The sequence below is a fragment of the Mycolicibacterium smegmatis genome, from assembly GCF_001457595.1.
In the GTDB taxonomy this organism is placed as follows: domain Bacteria; phylum Actinomycetota; class Actinomycetes; order Mycobacteriales; family Mycobacteriaceae; genus Mycobacterium; species Mycobacterium smegmatis.
In genome coordinates this window covers 4,228,609-4,251,108 of record NZ_LN831039.1, presented here as the reverse complement: position 1 = coordinate 4,251,108, position 22,500 = coordinate 4,228,609, and the positions used below count along the sequence as shown (strand labels likewise).

Annotated in this window: 16 protein-coding genes and 2 pseudogenes; 13 read left to right on the top strand and 5 right to left on the bottom strand. The window is 64.6% G+C overall.

Features of this window, described 5'->3' with window-relative positions; genetic code table 11:
* Window position 1 precedes the first annotated feature (1 nt).
* A complete protein-coding gene (locus AT701_RS20420; RefSeq protein ID WP_058126490.1) occupies window positions 2–1,372 on the top strand; it encodes an FAD-containing oxidoreductase in 1,371 nt (456 codons plus the stop codon).
* On the opposite strand, the gene AT701_RS20415 is transcribed toward AT701_RS20420, so the two are convergent.
* From AT701_RS20415 to AT701_RS20405, 3 genes are read right to left on the bottom strand one after another with little or no spacing between them, the layout of a single operon-like run.
* Window positions 1,338–1,976 carry a flavodoxin family protein gene (locus tag AT701_RS20415; protein ID WP_174519603.1) on the bottom strand — a complete coding sequence of 213 codons (639 nt, stop codon included), beginning with the start codon at window positions 1,974–1,976 and terminating at the stop codon, window positions 1,338–1,340. The two genes, AT701_RS20420 and AT701_RS20415, sit on opposite strands and share 35 nt — an antisense overlap.
* The gene (locus AT701_RS20410) at window positions 1,969–2,481 is read right to left on the bottom strand and encodes an SRPBCC family protein (RefSeq protein ID WP_011729619.1); all 513 of its coding nucleotides are present in this window, start codon (window positions 2,479–2,481) and stop codon (window positions 1,969–1,971) included. The genes AT701_RS20415 and AT701_RS20410 overlap by 8 nt, the downstream gene beginning before the upstream one ends.
* Window positions 2,478–2,795, bottom strand: a complete 318-nt coding sequence (locus tag AT701_RS20405) for an ArsR/SmtB family transcription factor (protein WP_058126489.1) — start codon at window positions 2,793–2,795, stop codon at window positions 2,478–2,480. The genes AT701_RS20410 and AT701_RS20405 overlap by 4 nt, the downstream gene beginning before the upstream one ends.
* Before the next feature lie 317 nt (window positions 2,796–3,112).
* Between AT701_RS20405 and AT701_RS20395 the strand changes: the two are divergent.
* The 4 genes and pseudogenes from AT701_RS20395 to AT701_RS20380 form a co-directional block, all read left to right on the top strand.
* A pseudogene (locus AT701_RS20395) lies at window positions 3,113–4,020 on the top strand (IS3 family transposase); the annotation flags it as partial.
* A 47-nt stretch (window positions 4,021–4,067) separates the two neighbouring features.
* A complete protein-coding gene (locus tag AT701_RS20390) occupies window positions 4,068–5,468 on the top strand; it encodes an IS30-like element ISMsm8 family transposase (protein ID WP_011728521.1) in 1,401 nt (466 codons plus the stop codon).
* Between the two features lie 17 nt (window positions 5,469–5,485).
* A pseudogene (locus AT701_RS20385) lies at window positions 5,486–5,706 on the top strand (integrase core domain-containing protein); the annotation flags it as partial.
* Window positions 5,707–6,411: 705 nt separating this feature from the next.
* Entirely contained in the window at window positions 6,412–7,995 is a 1,584-nt protein-coding gene (locus AT701_RS20380; RefSeq protein ID WP_058126487.1) for a GMC oxidoreductase, read from the top strand.
* A gap of 47 nt (window positions 7,996–8,042) precedes the next feature.
* Here AT701_RS20380 and AT701_RS20375 read toward each other — a convergent pair whose 3' ends face one another.
* Window positions 8,043–9,080 (bottom strand): aldo/keto reductase, encoded by a 1,038-nt coding sequence (locus tag AT701_RS20375; RefSeq protein WP_058126486.1) that lies wholly within the window; start codon window positions 9,078–9,080, stop codon window positions 8,043–8,045.
* A gap of 266 nt (window positions 9,081–9,346) precedes the next feature.
* A complete protein-coding gene (locus AT701_RS20370; protein ID WP_058126485.1) occupies window positions 9,347–11,131 on the bottom strand; it encodes a thiamine pyrophosphate-binding protein in 1,785 nt (594 codons plus the stop codon).
* Window positions 11,132–11,281: 150 nt separating this feature from the next.
* On the opposite strand from AT701_RS20370, the gene AT701_RS20365 reads away from it, so the two are divergent.
* From AT701_RS20365 to AT701_RS20330, 8 genes are all read left to right on the top strand, one after another.
* Window positions 11,282–12,835: a PucR family transcriptional regulator gene (locus tag AT701_RS20365; RefSeq protein WP_058126484.1), complete on the top strand. Its 1,554-nt coding sequence runs from the start codon at window positions 11,282–11,284 to the stop codon at window positions 12,833–12,835.
* A 164-nt stretch (window positions 12,836–12,999) separates the two neighbouring features.
* Window positions 13,000–14,565 carry an FAD-dependent oxidoreductase gene (locus AT701_RS20360; RefSeq protein ID WP_157892563.1) on the top strand — a complete coding sequence of 522 codons (1,566 nt, stop codon included), beginning with the start codon at window positions 13,000–13,002 and terminating at the stop codon, window positions 14,563–14,565.
* 69 nt (window positions 14,566–14,634) lie between these two features.
* Window positions 14,635–16,647, top strand: coding sequence for an oxidoreductase (locus AT701_RS20355; RefSeq protein ID WP_058126482.1), 2,013 nt, complete (start codon window positions 14,635–14,637; stop codon window positions 16,645–16,647).
* 95 nt (window positions 16,648–16,742) lie between these two features.
* Complete coding sequence (locus AT701_RS20350) at window positions 16,743–17,885, top strand: MFS transporter (RefSeq protein WP_058126481.1); 1,143 nt, start codon at window positions 16,743–16,745, stop codon at window positions 17,883–17,885.
* Between the two features lie 146 nt (window positions 17,886–18,031).
* Window positions 18,032–19,366, top strand: a complete 1,335-nt coding sequence (hisD, locus tag AT701_RS20345) for a histidinol dehydrogenase (RefSeq protein ID WP_058126480.1) — start codon at window positions 18,032–18,034, stop codon at window positions 19,364–19,366.
* Window positions 19,367–19,374: 8 nt separating this feature from the next.
* Window positions 19,375–19,926, top strand: a complete 552-nt coding sequence (locus AT701_RS20340) for a VOC family protein (RefSeq protein ID WP_081319531.1) — start codon at window positions 19,375–19,377, stop codon at window positions 19,924–19,926.
* The gene (locus tag AT701_RS20335) at window positions 19,917–21,386 is read left to right on the top strand and encodes an aspartate ammonia-lyase (protein ID WP_058126479.1); all 1,470 of its coding nucleotides are present in this window, start codon (window positions 19,917–19,919) and stop codon (window positions 21,384–21,386) included. Before AT701_RS20340 ends, AT701_RS20335 begins: the two co-directional genes overlap by 10 nt.
* Complete coding sequence (locus tag AT701_RS20330) at window positions 21,383–22,054, top strand: ThuA domain-containing protein (RefSeq protein WP_058126478.1); 672 nt, start codon at window positions 21,383–21,385, stop codon at window positions 22,052–22,054. The genes AT701_RS20335 and AT701_RS20330 overlap by 4 nt, the downstream gene beginning before the upstream one ends.
* The last annotated feature ends 446 nt before the right edge of the window (window positions 22,055–22,500 follow it).

Genomic DNA, 22,500 nt, shown 5'->3' with positions numbered 1-22,500 from the left:
CATGGCACGTACCTTCGACGCGATCGTCATCGGCGCGGGCCAGGCCGGACCACCGCTGGCCGGACGGTTGACCGACGCCGGCCAGACCGTCGCGGTCATCGAACGCAAATACGTCGGCGGCACCTGCGTCAACACCGGGTGCATCCCCACCAAGACCTTGGTCGCCAGCGCGCATGCCGCCCACCTCGCGCGTCGCGGAAGCGAATACGGCGTCGGCACAGGCGATGTCACGGTCGACATGGCCAGGGTCAAGGCCCGCAAGGACAAGATCATGCTCGGCGACCGGCACGGCGTCGAGTCGTGGATCGAAGGCATGGACGGGGCCACCCTGATCCGCGGCCACGCCCGATTCGTCGACCCCCACACCGTCGACGTCGACGGTGAACGGCTCACCGCAGAGCGGATCTTCCTCAACGTCGGTGGCCGCGCCGTGGTGCCCGAGTTCCCGGGCCTCGACGGCATCGACTACATGACCAACACCGGCATCCTCGAACTCGACTCGGTGCCAGAACATCTCGTGATCATCGGCGGCAGCTACATCGCGCTGGAGTTCGCGCAGATGTACCGACGCTTCGGTGCGGCCGTCACCGTGGTCGAGAAGGGCCCGCGCCTGACCGCGCGTGAGGACGAGGACGTGTCCGCGGCGATCAGGGACATCCTGGAGGCCGAAGGCATCACCGTGGTGCTCGACGCGACCGGCATCCGGTTCACCAAGCGTGACAACGGTTTCGACGTCGTTCCACGCGACGACGCCCAACCGATCGCCGGCACGCACCTGCTGCTCGCGGTCGGGCGGCAGCCCAACACCGACGATCTCGATCTGCAGAAGGCCGGAGTCGAGGTCGACGAGCGCGGCTTCATCGTCGTCGACGATCAGTTGCGCACCAACGTCGAGCACATCTGGGCGATGGGGGACTGCAACGGCAAGGGGGCTTTCACCCACACGTCCTACAACGATTTCGAGATCGTCGCCGCCAACCTGCTCGACGATGATCCGCGTCGGGTCAGCGACCGGGTGCCCACCTACGCGCTCTACATCGACCCGCCGCTGGGGCGTGCGGGGTTGACCGAGGCCCAGGTACGGGCGTCAGGCCGAAAGGCGTTGGTGGGCAAGCGTCCCATGACGCGCGTGGGGCGTGCCGTGGAGAAGGGGGAGACGCAGGGCTTCATGAAGGTCGTCGTCGACGCCGAGACACAGGAGATCCTCGGCGCGGCCATCCTCGGGGTGGGTGGCGACGAGGTGGTTCACGCGATCCTCGACATCATGGCGGCCAAGGAACCCTATACCGCGATATCGCGCACCATGCACATCCATCCCACCGTCAGCGAGTTGGTGCCTACGATGCTGCAGGAGCTGAAGCCGCTGGTGTGAGCGTGCGGCCGATGTTGAGCTGACGCGTCACCAGCGCGACCCGCCGCCCCAGGTGCCTGCACGTCTGGACGTCAGCGGGGTGCACCGATGCGGCGTCGAGGTCCACGTCGGTGGCCGCGCCCGCACCCAGGAAGAAGCCCAGCCGGTTCAGGTCGTTCTCGCTGGCCATGGAGTGGTTCCAACCCGGCCCCAAACCCAGGCTGACCCAATGCATGTGGTGTTGTGCGGCGAAGACCGCGAGTGAGATCAGGGTGTTGAGCTTGTCGCCGCCCTTGCCCCCGGAGTTGGTGAAGCCGGCCGCGACCTTGTCCTGCCAAGTGCCCTCGACACAGCGGCGGCCGGTCTGCTCGGCGAAACTCTGGAATGCCGCTGCGACGTTGCCCATATAGGTGGGGCTGCCGAAGATCATCGCGTCGGCGCTGTCGAGCCGGTCCCAGTCATCGTCCGACATCGAGGCGACGGCGATCAGGTCCACCGCCGCACCGGCTTCGCGGGCGCCCTCGGCGACCGCGTCGGCCAGGGTTGCGGTGTGCCCGAACCCCGAGTGGTAGACCACGGCGACGTTCGGTGCCGCGATGTCGGCTCCGTTGTGCGTGTCAGGCATGGTTGGTTCCTCCGTTCTTGGATCGTGCGACTTCTTGGTATCTGGTGGCCCAGTCCGGCAACGGCTCGCCGGCCAGGTACGCCTCCATCCGGTCGAAGAAGGCGTGGGTGCCGGGCAGGAAGCCCTGCCCGTCGCGCGGGGTCAGGCCACGGTGGGTGAAGCGAAGCACCGTGCCCTCGCCGTCAGGCGTGAGTTCGTAACGCACCGAACCGGTTTCGGCCAGGATCGGCTGATGCCACTCGTGCTCGAAAACCCGCGGAGGATCCCAGACACGGATCCGGCCCGTCATCTTCTTGTGTTCGGTCGGCACTCCCGGTCCGTCGGGGATCATCTCGATGCGTCCGCCCTCGCGCGCGTCGATCGTGGTCTCACCCAGCCACTGCCCGCGCTGTTGCGGGTCGGTGATGGCGGCCCACACCGCCTCGACGGGGTAGGGGAGACGGCGTTCGAATCGGAGCACGGCCAGATCGCCCTCGATCGTCAGTTTTCCTTCGCGGTCGGTCATTTCGCCTCCTTGTGGGTGGATTCGAGGTGGCGCTCGAGGGTGTCGAGGTGGTCGATCCAATGACGCCGATACCGCTCGATCCACCGGTCGATCTGCATCAGCCCGTCAGCGCGCAACGCGTAGATGCGCCGCTGCGCGTCGGGCCGCACCTCGACCAGGCCGACCTCGCGCAGCACCTTGAGGTGCCGCGACACCGTCGGCTGCGTCAGCTCGGGCAGCGTCGCGACCAGCTCGCCTGCCGTGCGTTCACCGTCGACCAGGGCATCGAGTAGTGCGCGCCTGCTCGGTTCTGCTATCGCCTCGAAGACGTCCACGTCTCGAGTATGCGTCATTGTCTATATAGATGCAAGAGAATATTCGGAGCGTCGCGAAACGGGGAGTTTCGTCTGCTTGTAGAATCCCAATTTCGATGTCATAATCCCAGCGAAATGTCATGTGTTTTGGCATATATGACACGAAGCTGGGATTACATCAGACGTCTCAGACTGCGCTCGCCGTATTAATCCGACTACTTGGTTATGGTTGATCCGCCCCGGCGTGTCTGGAGAGTTCTTCCGTTGGGAAGGATGGGCACGTGGGATCGAAGTCATCGAGGCGGTATCCAGACGAGCTGAAGGTGCGGGCGGTGCAGATGGTGGCCGATCTGCGCAGCGAGACAGTTTCGGAGTGGGAGGCGATGGGCCGGGTTGCTGACCTGCTGGGCGTCGGTACTGCCGAAACGGTGCGCAAATGGGTCCGCCAGGCTGAGATCGACGCCGGCTCTCGGGCGGGGCAGACCAGCGAGGAATCCGAGGTCCTGCGCAAGCTGCGCCGGGAGAATGCCGAACTCAAGCGGGCCAACGCGATCTTGAAGGCGGCCTCGGTTTTCTTCGCCGCCGAGCTCGACCGGCCCTCTCAGTAGTCGTGGAGTTCATCAGCGCCCACCAGCACATGCGGGTGGGCGTTGATGGTCTCAAGTGGGGTGTCGAGTCGATGTGCGCTGTGCTTTCCGAGTACGGCGTCACGATCGCCCCGTCGACGTATTACGCCCACCGCGCCCGTCAGGGCCCCTCGAAAGCCGACTGGGCCGATGCGCAGGTGATCGATGCGATCTGGCAGCTTCGCCAATCGCAGAGTCTGTACCGAGTCCTGGGCGCTCGTAAGACATGGATTGTATTGCGCACCAATGGTATCGACGTATCGCGCTGTGTCGTGGAACGGGTCATGCGGGAGATGGGTTGGCGGGGTGCGTGCAAGCGCCGGCGGGTGCGCACCACCGTCGCCGATCCGGCAGCGACGCGAGCCCCGGATCGGGTCCGGCGTAATTTCGTCGCCGGTGCGCCTGACCGATTGTGGGTGGCCGATTTCACCTACTGCCGGACTCGTGCCGGCTGGGCCTACACGGCGTTCGTCACCGATGTCTATGCCCGCAAGATCGTGGGTTGGAAGGTGGCTACCGAGATGACCCAGAAGCTGGTGACCGATGCGATCGACACCAGAAAGCGTTCGGGTGCAGCATCTTTGGATTCACTTATCCACCACAGCGACGCGGGCTCGCAAGGCGGATTCAACTGATCGTCGCAACACCTCGATTATGGAGGTGTGGAATGGGTGTGTTGGATCGGCAGCGGGCGGTTCGGTTGTATCGGGGACAGATTCCGTCTCCGGGTCGGCCGTCGGTGGCGTGGCGTCAGGATCGGGTGAGGTTCTGGGCGGCGATCGCTGCGGGGGCTATGACTGAGGACGCCGCTGCCGAAGCGGGCGTGTCGTCGCCGGTTGGGTTCCGCTGGTTCCGTCACGCTGGTGGAGTGAATCCATGCTTGCCAGAAACAGTTTCGGGACGTTACCTGTCCTCGGATGAACGTGAGAACATCGCGTTGTGGCGCGCCCAGGGCGCCGGGGTGCGTGAGATCGCCCGGCGGCTCAAGCGTGCACCGTCGACCATCTCACGGGAGTTGCGCCGCAATGCCTCGACCCGCACCTATCGACTCGACTATAAGGCCTCCACTGCGCAGTGGCACGCCGAGCGGCGCGCCCGCCGCCCCAAGACCGCCAAGCTCGTTAGCAACGACCGGCTGCGTCAGTACGTCCAGGACAAACTGTCCGGCGTCGTTCGCGGCGCTGATGGCCAGGTCATCGTCGGTCCCGCCGCCGCCCCGTGGAAGGGACGCAACAAGCCGCACCGGGGTGATCGGGCCTGGGTGCAGGCATGGAGTCCAGAACAGATCGCTCGACGGCTCCCGCTGGACTTCCCCGATGATGTGACTATGCGGATCAGCCACGAGGCCATCTATCAAGCGCTGTACGTCGAATCTCGCGGTGCGCTGAAGCGGGATCTGGTCAGCTGCCTGCGCCGAGGCCGGGCACTGCGGGTACCGCGGGCACGAACGCGGTCCAAGGCGTGGGCCCATGTCACCCCTGAGACGTTGATCAGCCAACGCCCACCCGAGGTCGATGATCGCGCTGTTCCCGGACATTGGGAGGGTGATCTCCTGATTGGCTTGCAGCGCAGTGCAATCGGCACGCTGGTCGAGCGCAGCAGCCGGTTCACCATGCTGGTCCATCTGCCACGTGAAGTTGGTTACGGGATAATTCCGCGGACCAAGAACGGGCCGGCGTTGGCCGGCTATGGCGCCATCACGATGGCCAACGCTCTGGAACAGACGATCACCACGTTGCCCGCGCAACTGCGTCGGTCGTTGACCTGGGACCGGGGCAAGGAACTGTCGGCGCACGCCCAGTTCTCGGTCGCCTCCGGAGTCAAGGTGTTCTTCGCTGATCCGAAGAGTCCGTGGCAGCGCGGTACCAATGAGAACACCAATGGCCTGTTACGCCAATACTTTCCAAAAGGGACCGACCTCTCAAGATGGTCGGCCGAGGACGTGGCAGCGATCGCCCATACCCTCAACACCAGGCCGCGGAAAACCCTCGGCTGGCGCACTCCCGCGGAAGCCTTCGCCGAACACCTACACTCACTTCATCAAGCCGGTGTTGCGACCACCGATTGAATCCGCCCAATACACCGCGGTCGCGTTCACCGAACGTCTGGCCGCTGAGGGGATCCTGCCTTCAGTCGGATCCGTCGGGGATAGTTTCGATAATGCTCTGGCCGAATCGGTGAACAGCAGCTACAAGACCGAACTCATCGACCGCCAGCCGCTCTATCCCGGTGCCACCGAACTGGCGCTGGGGACCGCCGAATGGGTGGCCTTCTACAACCGTCAGCGACCCAACGGCTACTGCCAGGACCTGACCCCCGATCGGGCCGAAGCGCTCTACTACCATCGCCAACGGCACCCTCATGCCGAGGAGGCACTCAGATAAGAGAACCTCCCGACATGCCGGGGCGGATCACTGTCACCTGTTCGTGCAGCAGACCCAAATGACATCGAGATTGGGACCCTACCCCTCCGTTGTAGACGCCCAATTTCAGCGAAATGTCATATGTTTTGGCATGTATGACACGAAGCTCGGATTAGGTCATACGTCTTCGGCTCTTGCCGCCCTTGTGATCCGTCTATCCGGGCCTCTGTATGTGTCGCTCTGGTGCGATGCCGACTGGCGACGTCCGTGTCGACTCCGCGCTTCGTAACCATCGCTACACGGTTACCGCAGATCACTTGCAGATCTGGTCCTGTAAAACTCGGGGACTTCTTCCAACGTCGATTCTGGCTCGCCGCTGCGGACGCTGCCCGCCCACTGCGTGACCACCGGTATCGCTAAGCAGCCCAGCGCCGCCCAATCCACTTGGGGTCGCTTGATGAGGTCTATGCACAGTTTGTGTCCAAAAGCCGGAGAACATGCCACATCTTGTGTCTGGCTACGGCGTTGCGCACCTCATAACGTCATCGGTATAACGTCGCACGAGCACCTTGCCGACCCGGGCAACCATGTCGCGCATCAGGACGATTCGGAGGCACGACGGCCGGCAACGAACAGAGGATTTCCGCAATGGCATTGACCGCTCGACCGAACGACGAGTACGCACCCCTTCGAGAGGGTGCCGTTGTGCGGGCGTCGGACTCGGACGTCTTCACGGCTGACATCGTCATCGTCGGCTCTGGAATGGGTGGTTCGACGCTCGCCTATGCGTTGAGTCAGTCCGGCCGGGATGTCCTGGTGGTCGAGCGGGGGCATTTCCTGCCCCGCGAACCCGAGAATTCGATGCCCGAAGAGATGCACATCCACGGGCGCTACAAGACGGCCGAACCGTGGATCGATGCCCGCACGGGTGAACCCTTCCAGCCGGGCACGTACTACTGGGTCGGCGGCAACACGAAGTTCTACGGTGCGAGCCTGCCCAGATTCCGCCGCGAGGATTTCGGCGAGATCATCCATCACGACGGAACCTCACCGGCATGGCCGTTCAACTACGACGACCTCGAACCGTATTACTGCGAAGCGGAGCGCCTCTTCGAGGTGCACGGGACCACCGACGAAGACCCGACGGAACCGCCGCACTCACAGCCCTATCCACATCCGCCGCTCGCACACGAACCGGTGATCGAGCGTTTCTCGGGGTCTCTCAAGCGTCAGGGGCTGCATCCCTTCCACACCCCGAACGGGATGAATCTCGACACCGACGAGCAACGACGCGCGTCGACCACATCCGACGGCTGTCCGTCTGAGTCCGACGTGAAGAGCGAGGCCGAAAATCGGGCCCTGCGACCTGCGTTGCATGAGAAAAATGTTCGGCTTCTCGTCGACTCCAAGGTCACGCGCCTCCTGACATCGCCGGACGGTCGCACGGTTGTGGCAGCCGAAGCGGTGAGCGGCAGCCGGACGGTCCGGATCGAGGCCAAGCAGTTCGTGATCTCGGCCGGCGCGGTGAACACCGCAGCCATCCTGCTGCGCTCGTCGACTCCTCAACACCCGGATGGTCTCGCGAACTCCTCGGGTCTGCTCGGACGAAACTACATGGTCCACAACAGCACTTTCTTCATTGCGATCGACCCCCGTCGGCGAAACACCACGGCATGGCAGAAGACGTTGGGGCTCAACGACTGGTACACCGCCGGACCGGACAACGAGTATCCGTTGGGCAACCTGCAGATGCTCGGCAAGCTGCAGGCCGCCATGATCAAGAATGCCCGGCCGTGGGCGCCGATGTGGGCGCTGAAGATGGCCACGGACCGCAGCCTGGACATCTACCTCACCACAGAAGACCTTCCGCGGCTCGACAACCGAGTGACCGTGGATGATCGTCACATCTACGTGCGGTGGCGACCGAACAATGTTGCGCCGCACCGGGAGTTGGTGAGGCGGGTTACCAAGGCCGTACGACGGGCCGGCTATCCGATCGTGCTGACGCAGCGGATGGGCATCGAGACCAATTCGCATATGTGTGGCACGGCAGTGGCGGGCCATGACCCCGCGCGCAGCGTACTGAACGGACAATGCCGAAGCCATGACGTGGAAAACCTATGGCTCGTGGACGGTTCGTTCTTCCCGTCGTCGGCGGCATTGAACCCCGCTTTGACGATCGCGGCGAACGCGCTGCGTGTCGCCCCGGATATCGCGTCGGCCGCGCAATAGACCAGAAGGGGCGGCGCCTGTCGGCGCCGCCCCTTCTGGCGTTTCGCTCAATCTCGCTCTGCGGAACGCGCACTTGGTGTCGGGGCGTCTTCGCGAATCAGGCGGCGGGAGCGGAGTTCATCCCAGAGATCCACGGGGATCTCCGTCCCGAAAAGGTCGGCGTTGCGGGCCTGTTGGCCGGGATTACGGGCGCCCAGGCACACGCTGGTGACAACGGGGTGGGCATAGGCGAACTGGAGTGCAACGGCTGGCAGCGGCACTTCGAACTCGTTGCAGACGCTTTCGAGTGCGCGGGTCTTGTCGAGGATGTCGGCGGGGGCTGGGCCATAGTTGAAGCGGGCACCGTCCACGGCGCCGGTTGCGAGCACGCCGCTGTTGTACACGCCGCCCAACACGATTCCCACGCCGCGGTCTTCACACAACGGCAACAGGTCGTCGAGTGGTTGCTGTTCGAGAAGTGTGTAGCGGCCTGCCAGCAGACAGATGTCGACGTCGACAGCTTTGACCGCGTCCAACATCACGTCGGTTTCGTTGACACCGAACCCGATCGCCTGCACCACACCCTGGTCGCGCAACATCTCCAGTGCCGGGAATCCGCTGACGATGGCCTGGCGGAAGTACTCGGGTTGGGCGTCACCGTGGGTGTAGACGTCGCAGTCGTGGATGAAAAGCGCGTCGAACCGGTCGGTGAGCATGCGTTGCATGCTCTGCTCGACCGCACGCATGACGCCGTCATACGAGTAGTCGTATGTCGCGACGAACGGTGGGATATCCAGGTAGTCACCGTTTCCCGCAGGAGCGCCGATCATCGGCGTCAGTACCCGCCCGACCTTGCTGGACAGCACGTATTCGGATCGGTTGTGCTGCCTGAGCGCTTGTCCGAGGCGGTGCTCGCTCAGGCCGTTGCCGTACCCGGGTGCGGTGTCGAAGTACCGGATGCCCTGATCCCACGATTGGTCCACCATCGCCAACGCTTCCAGCTCGGTGAAGGTGCCGTTGAAATTGCCGATCGGAGCACCGCCGTAGCCGATGGCCGTGAAGGTGAGTCCCGAGCGGGCATGGGTCCGTGTTACCGAAGGTTGCATGGGTTCCTCTACTAGCGACCCGTCGTGGTGGACCACGGCGGGTTTGTTACCGAATAACTGCTGCTGGGCGTGACGGGCAGCTTGTGAGTCGACCCGTATGCGGTGAGCGTCCACAACCCGGCGAGAAAGACGGCTGTCACAGCGGTGAGCCACAGGGCGTTCACCCCGGGACGGCCCATCGTCAACCCCTTTCGGCTGTTTCGGGTCAAAGCGGCACGATCCGTCACCGCGTGCGCACGCGGTGACGGATCGCGGGAGGTTGTCGCCTACTGGTGCTGTTCGGCGGCACGCATCTCGCGGTACTCGTCTGCGCGCTCGTCGGTGATGTGGGGCAGAGGCGGGAAGTCCAGCCATCCAGGCACGAACGGGCTGGCGAGGTCGCGGTCGGTGGGAACCTCGACCAGGACCGGAGCTTGAGCATCGAACGCCCGCTTGAACGTCGGCTCGAGATCGGCCGCGGACTCGACGCGGAACGATTCCAGCCCGAAGGACTTTCCGAGGTCCTTGAAGCTCGGGCTGTAGGGCGAACCGTCCGGGCGGTTGAACTCCGTGCCGATGATCCGGTCGGTTGCGTTGCGCTGCCCGCCTCGGATCGAGATGTAGCCCGAGTTGTCCTGCACGACGAAGACGACCGGAATGTCGTGTTGGACGGCGACTCCGATCTCCTGCGCGGTCATCAGAAAATCGCCGTCACCGGTGATACAGGCGACCTGCCGTTCGGGCGCGGCCAGCTTGGCGCCGAGCGCGGCGGGCACCGGCCAGCCCATCGCGGAGAAGCCGCCGGTGGTCAGGTGCGTCCGGGGCTCATACACCGGGAAGGTTTGCTTGACCGCACCCTGGGTGTTGCCCGACCCGGCGAGCACGATGCCGCTGCGGTCCATCACTTGGCGTAGTGCGTGCAGCGGCCGTTGCAGCGTGAAGGGAAACCGGTCGGTGTCTCGTCGGGCCGAAAGCTGATTTTCCCAGTCCGCCTTGCGTTCTGCGACTTCGGCGAGGTACTCGGTTCGCTCCGGTGTGCTGCCGAGGGACGCGACGATCGCCGCGACGGCAGGCTTGGCGTCGGCGAGGATCCCGACCTCGGCGGGATAGATCTTGCCGATCTCGTGCGGATCGATGTCGATGTGGATCAGTTTGGCCGGCGGGAAGGAGAAAGATCTGCCCTTGGCGTAACTGGAGGCAGACCAGTCCGTGAATCGACATCCGATGGATAACACGACGTCGGCGTTGGCCGCCAGGTAGTTGCCGTGGATGGTGCCGGTCTGGCCGACACTGCCGATGAACAGTTCGTGATCCTCGGGGAACGCGCTCTTGCCGTTCCACGTGGTGGCGACGGGAATGTTGAGGCCTTCGGCCAGGGCGCGGACCTCGTCGGTGGCGTTGGCGCTGATCGCACCGCCACCGACAACGATCACCGGCCGCTTGGCGGTGCCCAGCAGCGCGACGGCGCGTTCGATCGCCTCTGGATCGGGGTACTGAAGTCCGATGGGGAGCCGGCGGGCGAGGTCGTGGAAGTTGACCTCGGCAGTCTCGGCATGCAGATCCCAGGGCACCTCGATGTGGGCGGGGCCGCGGCGTCCGGTCAGCATTGTGGAGAAGGCCCGGTGCATGATGAACGGGAGGTCTTCGATGCTGTTGGCCACCCAGCTGCGCTTGGACACCGCCTCCGCCACCTGCGGAAATCCATTGTCCTTCTGGCGTTCCAGCTCTTGGAGGACGCCGCGGCCACGCATGTGGCGCGGCGGACCACCGGTGATCACCAGGACACTGGTGGAATCGCTGTATGCGGTCGCCAGGCCGAGCACGGTATTGGATGCCCCGGCGCCGATGGACGTGACGGCGGCCATGGGCTTGCCGGACACGCGGTAGAAGCCATCGGCGAGGTGGACGGCGCTCTGCTCGTGGTAGGTCTGGATGAAGGGGATCTTCGATTCCTCTTCGTTGAACGCGTCCATCAGCCCCCAGATGCCGTGGCCGGGAATGCCGGCCACATAGGGAACGCCGTACTCCTTCAGGATGCGGCCGATGACCTGTCCGCCGTTGAGCCTGGGCATGAACTCTCCTTTTCCGTACGTGCGACTTGCCGCGACATGGGGTCGTGTGTTCCTTGAGTCTTCCGATCGGAATGTGACTTGCGTCAGACCCGATCTGAGAACTACATTGCCGATTGAATGCACACATCGTGCAGAAAGGCGGCGAAAGCGATGGCGATGACCGTCGAAGCGGCGCTTCAACTCGAGGTGTTCGAACGGGTGCCGCTGAGAGTCTACGCCGGACACGAGAACCTCGACCGCATCATCAGGTGGGTCCACCCGACCGAAATACCAGACATCGCAACCTTTCTCACCGGCGGAGAGATGTTGTTGACCGCTGGACTCGGGATCGGATCCAGCGCCGCGGAACAGGAGAACTACATCGCTGCACTCGCCGACGCGGGCGCAGCCGTCCTGGTCATCGAACTCAGCGGTCGGGCCTACGCGACGATGCCGGCGGCTCTTGTGGATGCTGCCCGGGATCGTGGGCTGCCGTTGGTGGGCCTGGCGGGGGAGGTGCCGTTCGTGGAGGTGTCCGCTCAGGTGCACGAGTCGATAGTGGACCAGCGCGTGCTCGACCTGAGCGCATACGAACGGCTGAACGCCACCTTCATGCAGATGCTGCTGGCCGGTCGGGACCCGGTCCGGTTCACCGACGCGCTGGCCGAGGAGGTGGGCCATCCCGTCGTCCTTGAAGACGCGACCCATCAGGTGGTGGCCTATTCCGCGAATTCCCCTGCGGATGACGATGTTCTGTCGCACTGGGAGCACCACTCACGCATCGAACACGAGACGTCGAACGAGTCCGGTTCGGCGGGTGACGCCCCCAACTGCACGCGACGAGCCGTGGTGCTGCGTGGTGAGCGGTGGGGTTGGTTGCACGTGCTTCACGGCGGTGCAGCCCTGGTCGGCACAGCCGGATACGCAGTCGACCGCGCGACCGACGGCATCGCCATCGCCCTTCTCGGCGCCAGGGAAAGCGGTGCGAGATCCGCCCAACGTCAGAACGCGCTTGTGAGCAGGCTGCTGCTCGGCGATATCGACGGTGAGGCGTTCGTCGCAAGAGCCCTGCGCTTGGGACAGGACCTGCGGGAACGTGCCCTCGTGGTGGTTTCCGTACTCAAAGAGATGCCGCCCGGCGCCACGAGCGACGAAGCGATCGAGGAGTTCTGCCGGGCGATGCATGTGCCGGCCGTAGTCGCGGATCTGGGCGAACACACCCTGGCGATCATGGGTCTGTCGCCCACCAGTTCCGAGCGCAAGATGGTCGAACGCCTCCGTGCGCTCGACGTGCGCGCCGGTGTGAGTCGACCGGTGAGTCCCGCACAACTTCCGACAGCCGTCGAACAGGCGCGCAGCGCGGCATCGGTGGCCGCGGCCAAGCCCGACAAGGAAGTGCACCGATTCGACGACTTGGGGGTGCTGCGCCTGTTGGCGTCCTTGGCCGGCGGACCCGAACTGGCTCGCTACATCGAAGACGAACTCGGCCCGATTCTCAAACACGACGCCACCGCGTCGAACCCGCTTCTCCCCACGCTGCGCACTTATCTGTCCTGCGACGGGAACAAATCTCAGGCCGCACAACAACTTTTCGTGCAACGGCGCACGCTGTACTACCGGCTCGAGCGCATCACCAACTTGCTGCAACGGTCCCTGGACGACCCCGACACCCGACAGGCCCTGGTCTTCGCGGTGCGCGGCCATGACCTCCTGCAGCGCCAGTAGCGTCACTGAGCGCAACCCACATCCGAGTTGCACACCCTGTGCTGCGGGCGGGCGCAGACTGCACACCCTGAGTCTGTCCAGCCCCGCTGACCATTCGTACCGTTGAGTGACCTGCCCAACAGATACGGGGACAATCCCACTTTCAGCCCAGGGAGCTTTTTCTCGTGATACCTTCGCGTGCGGCATTACAGTCGCAGATCATCTCCGATCCTCCCGACGTCGTGGAAACCGACGTGGCCATCATCGGTTCCGGCATGGGCGGTGGCTGCCTGGCCTACGCATTGCGCGACAAGGGAATTCGAGTTCTCATAGTGGAACAGGGCGACTTCCTCCCCGTCGAACGCGAGAACTGGTCCTTCGACGCCGTACACACCGAGGGGAGATACAAGAACTCCGCGTCGTGGCACGACGCGGCGACAGGCAAGAATTTCACACCCGGCAACTACCACTACGTCGGCGGCAGCACCAAGCTGTATGGGGCGACGTTGCCCCGCTTCCGCGAATGCGACTTCGGGCCGATCGAGCACGCAGACGGACTGTCGCCCGCATGGCCCATCGACTACGCCGACCTCGAGCCGTACTACGGCGAAGCCGAGCAAATGTTCTGGGTGCACAGCAACAAGGGAGAGGACCCGACGGATCCTTGGCGGTCCACCGATTATCCCTACCCGGGCCTGCCGCACGAGGGAGCGATGGCCAGGCTCGCCGAGAGCGCCAGAAAGCAGGGCCTGCATCCCTTTTCGGCTCCTCAAGCGCTCGATTACCGGCCTGGTGGCGGCTGCGTCCTGTGTGACACCTGCGACTCCTTCGCGTGCATGGTCGAGGCGAAGGGCGACGCCGACGTCTCGGCGGTCCGTCCCGCGCTCGCCGCGAAGACCAGGAATGTCGAGCTTCTCACCAACGCCGAAGTCGTGAGACTGGTCACCAGCCCTGACGGGAAGACCGTCGCGGCCGCGCAGATCCGTCATCACGACCGCCGAATAGAGGTCCGCGCGCACAGATTCGTGTTGTCCTGCGGCGCAGTCAACACCGCGGCGCTGCTGTTACGCTCCGCCTCCGATCAACACCGCCGCGGGCTGGCGAACTCGTCGGACCAGGTGGGGCGCAATTACATGGCGCACATCACCACGTTCTTCCTCGCTGTCGATCCGCGGCGCAAGAACGAGGCCGTCTACCAGAAGACGATCGGCATCAACGACTGGTACGAGGCCGGGCCCGGCAACATCTACCCGCTGGGCAACGTCCAGGGGCTCGGCAAACTGCGCGGCCCACAAGCCAAGATGGGCAAACCTTGGGTGCCGATGCCCATCCTCGACGAGGTCACCAAGTACACACTCGACCTGTTCATCCAGACCGAAGACCTCCCGCTTCCCGAGAACCGAGTGACTCTCCGGCCCAACGGTCAGATCAGCCTCTTTCGCAGGGAGACCAATCTCGCCGCGCACCATGAGCTCATCCGCCGTATGAAAAAGGTTGTCCGCAAAGCCGGCTTCCCGGTGGTGCTCACGCGAAGTCTCGGGGTCGAGGCGACGTCACACCAGTGCGGTACCGCACGCATGGGTGACGATCCGACCGCCAGTGTGGTCGACGCGAACCTGAAAGCCCATGACCTCGACAACCTGTGGATCGCCGACACGTCGACCTTCTGCTCGTCCGGGGCCGTCAATCCCGCCATCACCGCGGCGGCCCTGTCGCTGCGCCTTGGCCATTCCGGCGCCCTGACCAACTGACCCCTGCCCTTTCGGCGGCCGCGTGCAGCCCACGCATGCCGCTCGATCCCGCACACAAGGAGCACGCCCGTGACCGTGACCGCAGGCACCGACCCCACCTTGGCACCGCTGTTCGAACCGATCACGCTCGGCAACGTCGAGATCCGCAACCGCGTGGTGATGACCGGCCACGGCACGGGAATGGCAAAGGACTACCTTCCCACCGATCAGCATGTCGCGTACTACCGCGAGCGTGCCATCGGTGGTGTGGGTCTGATCGGTATGGCATTCCCGCAGATCCACCCGACCTCCCAGGACGTGCCGGGGGAGCCGCGGTCGTGGCTGCCGGAGATTGTGCCGGGCCTGCGAAAGATCACTGACGCGGTGCACGAACACGGCGCAAAAATCGTCATGCAACTCGGTCATGGTGGTCGACAGGGGCATTCGACCTTCACCGAGCGGGCCCTTTGGTCGCCGTCGAACACGCCGTGCCCGTTCAACCTCGAGATGCCCAAGGCGATGGAGATCGAGGATATCGACGAGATCGTCGCCGCACACGCCATCGGCGCGCGCCACGCCAAACAAGGCGGCATGGACGGTGTCGAAATCCATTCCGGCTACGGCGGATACCTGCTGGCATCCTTCCTCTCGCCGTTCTCGAACCACCGCACCGACGAGTACGGGGGCTCACTGGAGAACCGCATGCGCTTCGTGATGCGGGTCATTGACGCGGTTCGCGACGAGGTGGGGCCGGCCTTTCTGGTCGGTATCAACCTGCAGGGGCACGACTTCAGCCCCGGCGGCCTCGAGGTCGGGGATGCTCAGGAGATTGCCAGGGCCATCGACGCCACCGGCAAGATCGACTACATCTGCGTCAAAGCCGCGACCTACAACGAGGCGCACCAGAACGTGCCGGACATGCAGCACCCGAAGCGGATCTGGGAGGAACTGGCCGCCGCCGTCAAGGCGGTGGTCAACGTGCCGGTGATCGCCGTCGGCCGCATCAACGATCCCGGTGACGCCGCCGACATCCTGGCACTCGGCCATGCGGACATGGTGGCGATGACACGTCAGCAGATTGCGGACCCGGAAACGGTCAACAAGATGAAGCAGGGGCGCCTCGACGAGATCCGACGCTGCATCGGCTGTAATCAGGGGTGTATCGACCGTCTGTTCAACGTCACACATTCCACGTGTGTGCACAACCCGGCCGCCGGCTACGAACTCGAACTCGGCATCGGGACCCTGCTGCAGGCCTCCGTGCGGCGGCGTGTTGTCGTCGTGGGCGCGGGCCCTGCCGGCATGAAGGCCGCCGAAGTCGCCGCTCGTCAGGGCCATGAGGTGATTCTGTTCGAGCGTCGCGGCCACACGGGTGGCCAGCTGCGCATCGCCGCGAAAATCAAGGGGCGCCAGGAGATCGGCGGCGTCGTCGATCACCTCGACGTGATGATCGCCAAGTACGGGGTCGATCTGAGACTGGCGCAGTCGCCGACGGCCGAGGAGATTGTGGCGCTGGATCCCCACCACGCGATCGTGGCGACCGGCTCGGCACCCGGCCACGACATTGTCGGCAACCTCGCGCAGGGCATCGGTTTCACGCCCGGGCTGGACCAGGAACACGTGCTCTCCGTGTGGGACGTTCTCGAAGCGGAGCAGCCGGTAGGTCAGCGGGTACTCATCGTCGACGACGGCGAGGGCGGATGGAAGGGAATCGGGCTCGCGTTGCAGCTCAGCGACGAGGGGCGCGATGTCGAGTTCGTCACGCCGCTGCCGTACGTCGGCGCGAAGCTCGGCCCGTTCAGTGCCAACCTGGCCGTGCCGCGAGTGCACAAGTCCGGCATGACAACTCATCCGTTCAGTACGGTGACGGCGATCCACGGGCCTACAGTGCACATCACCGAACAGGGACGGGCATCGGTTCTCGAATCGCTGGACACGGTGATTCTCGCGGGGTGGCACCGGCCGGTCGACGACCTCTACTTCGGCCTCAAGGCGGCCGGTGCCAGCGTCGTCCGGATCGGTGATGCCATCGCCAGTCGAACGATGATGGAGGCGGTGCATGAGGGTGAGCGGGCCGCGCGGAGAATCCCGGTGACGGTCTGAGCTCGCGCGACATCGGGCGCCTCCGCCTGGGCAAAGGGCCTCCGACTGTAGTGAACACTGTGCTGTCTAGGCGCCGCGCCCAGCTGACGTACCGCATGGCTGTCTACGGATTGTTCGCGACGTTCGGCATCGTGCTGTCGACCTGGGCCGTGCATCTACCCGCATTGCAGACTGCAACAAAGATGTCGACGTCGATGCTGGGGACCCTCCTGCTGATTCTCGGCTCGGGCGCGGTCGCCGGCATGCAGCTCACCGGCAGGATCGCCGACCGGTACGGCCCCCGGTGGGTGGCGATCGTCACCGTTGCGGCGATGGCCGTGGCGCTCATCGCTCCGCTCGCCGCCACCAGCAGACAGGGGGCAGCCGTGGGCGCGTTCGTGCTGGGATTGGCCACGGGGTCTGCCGAAGTGGCCATCAACGCCGCGGCTGTCATCGCGGAACGGCTGTACGGGCGGCCGTTGCTGGCGTCGTTTCACGGGGTGTTCTCACTGAGCACCCTGGTTGGTTCCCTGCTCAGCGCAGGGGCGTTCGCCCTGCACGCCACGACCCTCACCACGGCGGTGTTCGCCTCGGCCGTGTGCCTGGTGATCGTCGCTGCCGCCGCAGCGGCGCTGTGGCGATGCGGACCGCATCTGCCAGCGGCGGTGCCTCCGGCCCGCAACTCCGACGACGCCGTGCACCGCGATGAACCGCCGACCACCGGACGGGGGCGGGTGGCGGTGCTGGGTTTGCTCGCCTTCCTGTTCTTTCTCGCCGAGGGCGCCGCCATGGACTGGAGCAGCATGCACGCCCAGCGAGAACTAGGTGAGACGCCCACGTTGGGCGCATTGGCCTTCGGAGCGTTCGTCGGGGCTATGACGGTCGGGCGGTTCTGCATCGACCGCCTGGCCGCCGAGTACGGACCGGTGCTGATCGTCAGGGCCGGCGCAGCGGTGGCCGTCACGGGCCTGACGATCGTGATCTGCACGACGATGCTGCCTCTCGTCCTGTTCGGCTGGGCATTGACCGGCCTCGGAATCGCAGGCGGCATACCGCAAGTGTTCTCCGCCGCAGGCAATCTCGGCGACGGTTCGGCTCGTCGGCTGTCGTTGGTCGTCGGTGTCGGCTATCTGGCCATCCTCGCTGGGCCTGGGCTGGTGGGCTGGCTGGCGGAGCTCACGAGTCTGAGCGCGGCTTTCGCCCTGCCGCTGGCCGCGGTCCTCGTGTGCGCCCTGTCGGCCCCCGCGGTACGCCGGTAACGGTGCAAGGTGTGCATGATTGCATGGGGCCATCGCACAAAGTGTGTCTGTTCTCGCGGTGCTGTGCGAGGACACACTGGTAAGGCGTCACAGACACGGATCGCGTCGGCGCTTCAAATCATCGATAGGTCAAGGAGATACGAGCCGTGCCGGTCACCCTCAAGGCCCCGACCACCACGGTCGGCGCGCCACACAAGAGCAACCCTCAGGTCATCGAGACGGTTGCGCGGGTTCTCGCCGACATCAGGGACAACGGTGATGCGGCGGTGCGCCGATACTCCGAGCAGTTCGACGAGTGGACCCCGTCGTCATTCCGCCTCAGCGATGCCGACGTCGCCAAGATCGTGTCGGACCTTCCGGTCACCGTGATCGAAGACCTGACCTTCGTGCAGCGGCAGGTACGTAACTTCGCTCAGGCGCAGCGCGATTCGATGCTTGACATCGAGATCGAGACGTTGCCGGGTGTGAAACTCGGACACAGGCACGTGCCTGTCACCGCGTCCGGTGCCTACGTGCCCGGTGGCCGGTATCCGCTCACCGCATCAGCGCACATGACCGTGGTCACCGCGAAGGTCGCCGGCGTGGAACGAGTTGCCGCGACAACGCCGCCCAATCAAGGCAGCGCTCCGGCCATCAGCGTGGCGGCGATGCATCTGGCCGGGGCCGACGAGATTTATGTCCTCGGCGGCGTCCAGGCGATCGGGGCGTTGGCACTCGGCACCGAGACCATCGCGCCGGTCAACCTGCTGACCGGCCCGGGGAACGCCTACGTGGCAGAAGCCAAACGGCAGTTGTTCGGCGAGGTGGGCATCGATCTGTTCGCCGGACCGACAGAGGTCCTCATCATCGCCGACGAGAGCGCCGATCCTTTTGTGGTTGCGGCAGACCTGTTGAGCCAGGCCGAGCACGGCCCGGATTCGCCGGTGGTCCTGATCACCACCTCGGAGCGGGTGGGGCGCGGGACGATCGCCGAGGTCGCACGGCAGTTGCAGAACCTGCCAACCAACGACATCGCCGCGGTGTCATGGGACAACCACGGCGAGGTGCACGTCGTCGACTCGCTCGAAGACGCCTTCGGGCTCGCGGACCGCTACGCCAGTGAGCATGTGCAGATCCTCACCGAAGAGCCCAGGCGGGCACTGGCCGAGATGCGCAACTACGGCGCTCTGTTCCTCGGCGAGAAGACATGTGTCTCGTTCGGCGACAAGGCCATCGGAACGAACCATGTCCTCCCCACACTGGGCGCGGCGAATTACACCGGCGGTCTGTGGGTAGGCAAGTTCTTGAAGACCGTGACCTACCAGGAGATCGAGGACGCGGCGTCCAGCGCCGAACTCGGCCGCATCTGCGGTCGAGCGTCGCGGCTGGAGAACTTCGAGGGGCACGCGCGTTCCGCTGATGTCCGTGCCGCCAAGTTCGGCGGTGACGAGCTGCCCTGGACCGGGCACCGTTTCGTCGTCGACGCGCCCGCGCAGATCTAGGCGGCGGCATGGGCGAGATCAAAGAACCACGGGTACCGACCCTTCGAGCGGTTGACCACGTCGCGTACACGGTGCCGGACCTCGAGGCGGCGGTGGCGTTCTTCGTCGATCACTTCGGTGCCGAGCTGATCTACCGCGACGGACCGCTCCGAGACGAGGACGGTGACGGTATGCGACGCCGGCTCGACGTCGATCAGTTGGCGCAGTGCACCATCGCGATGATCCGGATCGGCAAGCACCACAATGTGGAACTGTTCGAGTACGAGGCACCGGATCGCAACACCCGGCTGCCCCGCAACAGCGACGTGGGTGGCCATCATCTGGCGTTCTATGTCGACGACATCGACGCGGGTTATGACTACGTCAGGTCCATTCCCGGCGTGGTGGTGCAAGAGGGCCCCAATGGCGTCGATCCGCAGGCGCCCGTCGCCGGGCAGCGGTGGTTCTATTTCAAGTCTCCCTGGGGGATGCAGCTGGAACTGACCACGTGCGCCACCGACGGATTCTACGAGGGGCTGCCCGCCGCCGCGCAGGCTCGGCCCGCTGACACATGGCGGTGACAGCGCCGACGACGGCGCCGCGGATCGAGTACGACTCACTGGGTGCACTCTCGGTTCCCGGCGACGCCTATTACGGGATCCACACCGCGCGTGCGGTGGAGAATTTCTCCATCTCACGCGTCACGGTCGCGGCGTATCCGGAATTCGTCGGAGCGCTGGCAGCGGTGAAACGTGCTGCCGCCGAAGCAAATCAGGAGCTCGGACTACTCGACGGCCGCCGCGCGGGCGCGATCGCCGCAGCCTGTGACGAGATCCGTGCCGGCCGACTGCACGAACACTTCGTGGTCGATGCGATTCAGGGCGGTGCCGGCACCTCGACGAACATGAACGCCAACGAGGTCATTGCGAACCGTGCTCTGGAAATACTCGGTTTCGCTCGCGGTGACTACTCCGAGCTGCACCCGCTCGAACACGTCAACATGAGTCAGAGCACCAACGACGTCTATCCGACCGCGATCAAGATCGCACTGCAGGAGCAGCTCGCGGCGCTCGTAACCACATTGCGCCGTGTCTCGGCGGCGTTCGGGGTCAAGGCCGAGGAGTTCAAGGACATCCTGAAGATGGGGCGCACCCAGTTGCAGGACGCCGTCCCGATGACACTCGGTCAGGAGTTCGGGACGTACGCGGTGATGGTCGGTGAAGACGCCGATCGGCTGGGGGAGGCCGCGCAACTGATCTGTGAGATCAGTCTGGGCGGCACGGCCATCGGAACCGGGTTGAACTCGCATCCCCGCTACGCGGACCTGGTATGCGAGAAGCTGACGGCCGTCACCGGTCTGTCCTTGTCGACCGCCCACGATCTCGTCGAGGCGACGCAGGACGTCGGGGCGTTCGTCCAGGTGTCGGGTGTCCTCAAGCGGACCGCGTTGAAGTTGTCAAAGATCTGCAGCGACCTCCGACTGTTGTCGTCGGGGCCGAGGGCGGGCCTCAATGAGATCAATCTGCCTGCCGTGCAGCCGGGGTCGAGCATCATGCCAGGGAAGGTCAACCCCGTCATCCCCGAAGTCGTCAATCAGGTCGCCTTCGAGATCGTGGGTTGTGACGTGGCTGTCAGCATGGCCGCGGAATCCGGTCAGCTGCAGTTGAACGCGTTCGAACCGATCATCGCTCACAGCCTGTTCCAGTCTTTGACGCACCTCGATCGCGCGTGCCGCACACTGATCGACAAGTGCGTCACCGGTATCACTGCCAATCGAGAGCGCTTGTTGGATTCGGTGACCCACTCGATCGGCGTCGTCACTGCGCTGAGCCCCTACATCGGTTACGCCGAAGCGGCCCGCATCGCCAAGAAGGCGTTGATGACCGGTGAGCCCATCCCAGATCTGGTCGTGGCGGAACAGTTACTCACCTCCGATCAGGTAGATGATTTACTCAAGCCGGAGGCCCTCGTCGGTCCCCGGGAACTGCTGGTGCTGCAAAGAGAGATCCGCACCGCAATGGAAGGAAGCGCCAACTCATGACGAACGTCCTCTACCTCTACGGCGGCTGGCCGGGGCACAGTCCGTACAACATTGCCGAGTGGACGCGTGGGTTGGTCGGCGAGTTGGGATTCCGCCTGGAGGAGTCGCAGGACATCTTCACCCTAGACCGTGATCTGACCTCTTACGATTTGATCATCCTTGGGTGGAACAATGCTCTGACGACCGAGGATCTGTCTGATTCGCAGGAGGATCACCTCTTGGCGGCGGTCGAGGCGGGCACGGGCGTGGCGGCGTGGCACGGCGCTGCTGCGGCGTTCCGGTCCAGCCTGCGATATCACCTGATGCTGGGCGGCGATTTCCTCGCACACCCCGCCGGCGAGGGTTACCCGCAGCCTTATGACGTCAAGATTCTCGACACCGACCATGAGGTGACCCGGGGCGTCAACGACTTCCCGGTCGCATCTGAGCAGTACTACATGAGCGTGGACCCCAACAACCATGTGCTTGCCGAGACGACTTTCTCGGGTGAGCACTTCGCTTGGTTCGACGGACTGAAAAGCCCGGTCGCCTGGGTGCGGCACTGGGGTGAGGGCAGGGTGTTCTATCACTCTATCGGCCATGCGCCACAGGATCTGGCGGGTGACGACGTGCGGCGTCTGACCAAGCAAGGCCTGGCATGGGCGGCACGCCGCCGAGGCGACGTCTGATTCGTGAGCGGGTGAGATAGGCCCGCAGGAAGTCGATGACCAATCGGTCATTCTCATCCTCGGCGAGCGGGGAGATCTGAAGCGTGATAACCGCTCTGGACGAAGAAGTCACCACCGTGTGCTCGGCGTGGCAGCTCACGGCTGATGACGAGCAATTGTGCTTTGCGACGGCGCGGAACTTCCGTACCAATCTTGCGCTGTTCGCGCCGAGCCCGATGGCTGTTGCGGCCGGGTGACTTCGCGCGTTCGCACGCCTCCTGCCACAATTCGTCTGCCTCATCGCCGAACTCCCTGTCGTCGTGCGCCCACCGGTGAGGCGGTGCGGACCAGCACACGACGCTGCGGCGTGCGGGCACGGATAGGAATGAGCAACATGTGTAATCGTCAGCGGTGCGGTTGCACGCTCGGATCACGATGCCGTACTTGCCGTTCGGGATGTCAAGGAC

Excerpts from the sequence above, each read along its gene's own strand:
- AT701_RS20420 (WP_058126490.1), top strand. The coding sequence starts at position 2 with ATGGCACGTACCTTCGACGCGATCGTCATCGGCGCGGGCCAGGCCGGA.
- AT701_RS20415 (WP_174519603.1), bottom strand. The coding sequence starts at position 1,976 with ATGCCTGACACGCACAACGGAGCCGACATCGCGGCACCGAACGTCGCC.
- AT701_RS20410 (WP_011729619.1), bottom strand. The coding sequence starts at position 2,481 with ATGACCGACCGCGAAGGAAAACTGACGATCGAGGGCGATCTGGCCGTG.
- AT701_RS20390 (WP_011728521.1), top strand. The coding sequence starts at position 4,068 with ATGGGTGTGTTGGATCGGCAGCGGGCGGTTCGGTTGTATCGGGGACAG.
- AT701_RS20380 (WP_058126487.1), top strand. The coding sequence starts at position 6,412 with ATGGCATTGACCGCTCGACCGAACGACGAGTACGCACCCCTTCGAGAG.
- AT701_RS20375 (WP_058126486.1), bottom strand. The coding sequence starts at position 9,080 with ATGCAACCTTCGGTAACACGGACCCATGCCCGCTCGGGACTCACCTTC.
- AT701_RS20370 (WP_058126485.1), bottom strand. The coding sequence starts at position 11,131 with ATGCCCAGGCTCAACGGCGGACAGGTCATCGGCCGCATCCTGAAGGAG.
- AT701_RS20365 (WP_058126484.1), top strand. The coding sequence starts at position 11,282 with ATGGCGATGACCGTCGAAGCGGCGCTTCAACTCGAGGTGTTCGAACGG.
- AT701_RS20350 (WP_058126481.1), top strand. The coding sequence starts at position 16,743 with ATGGCTGTCTACGGATTGTTCGCGACGTTCGGCATCGTGCTGTCGACC.
- AT701_RS20340 (WP_081319531.1), top strand. The coding sequence starts at position 19,375 with ATGGGCGAGATCAAAGAACCACGGGTACCGACCCTTCGAGCGGTTGAC.
- AT701_RS20335 (WP_058126479.1), top strand. The coding sequence starts at position 19,917 with ATGGCGGTGACAGCGCCGACGACGGCGCCGCGGATCGAGTACGACTCA.
- AT701_RS20330 (WP_058126478.1), top strand. The coding sequence starts at position 21,383 with ATGACGAACGTCCTCTACCTCTACGGCGGCTGGCCGGGGCACAGTCCG.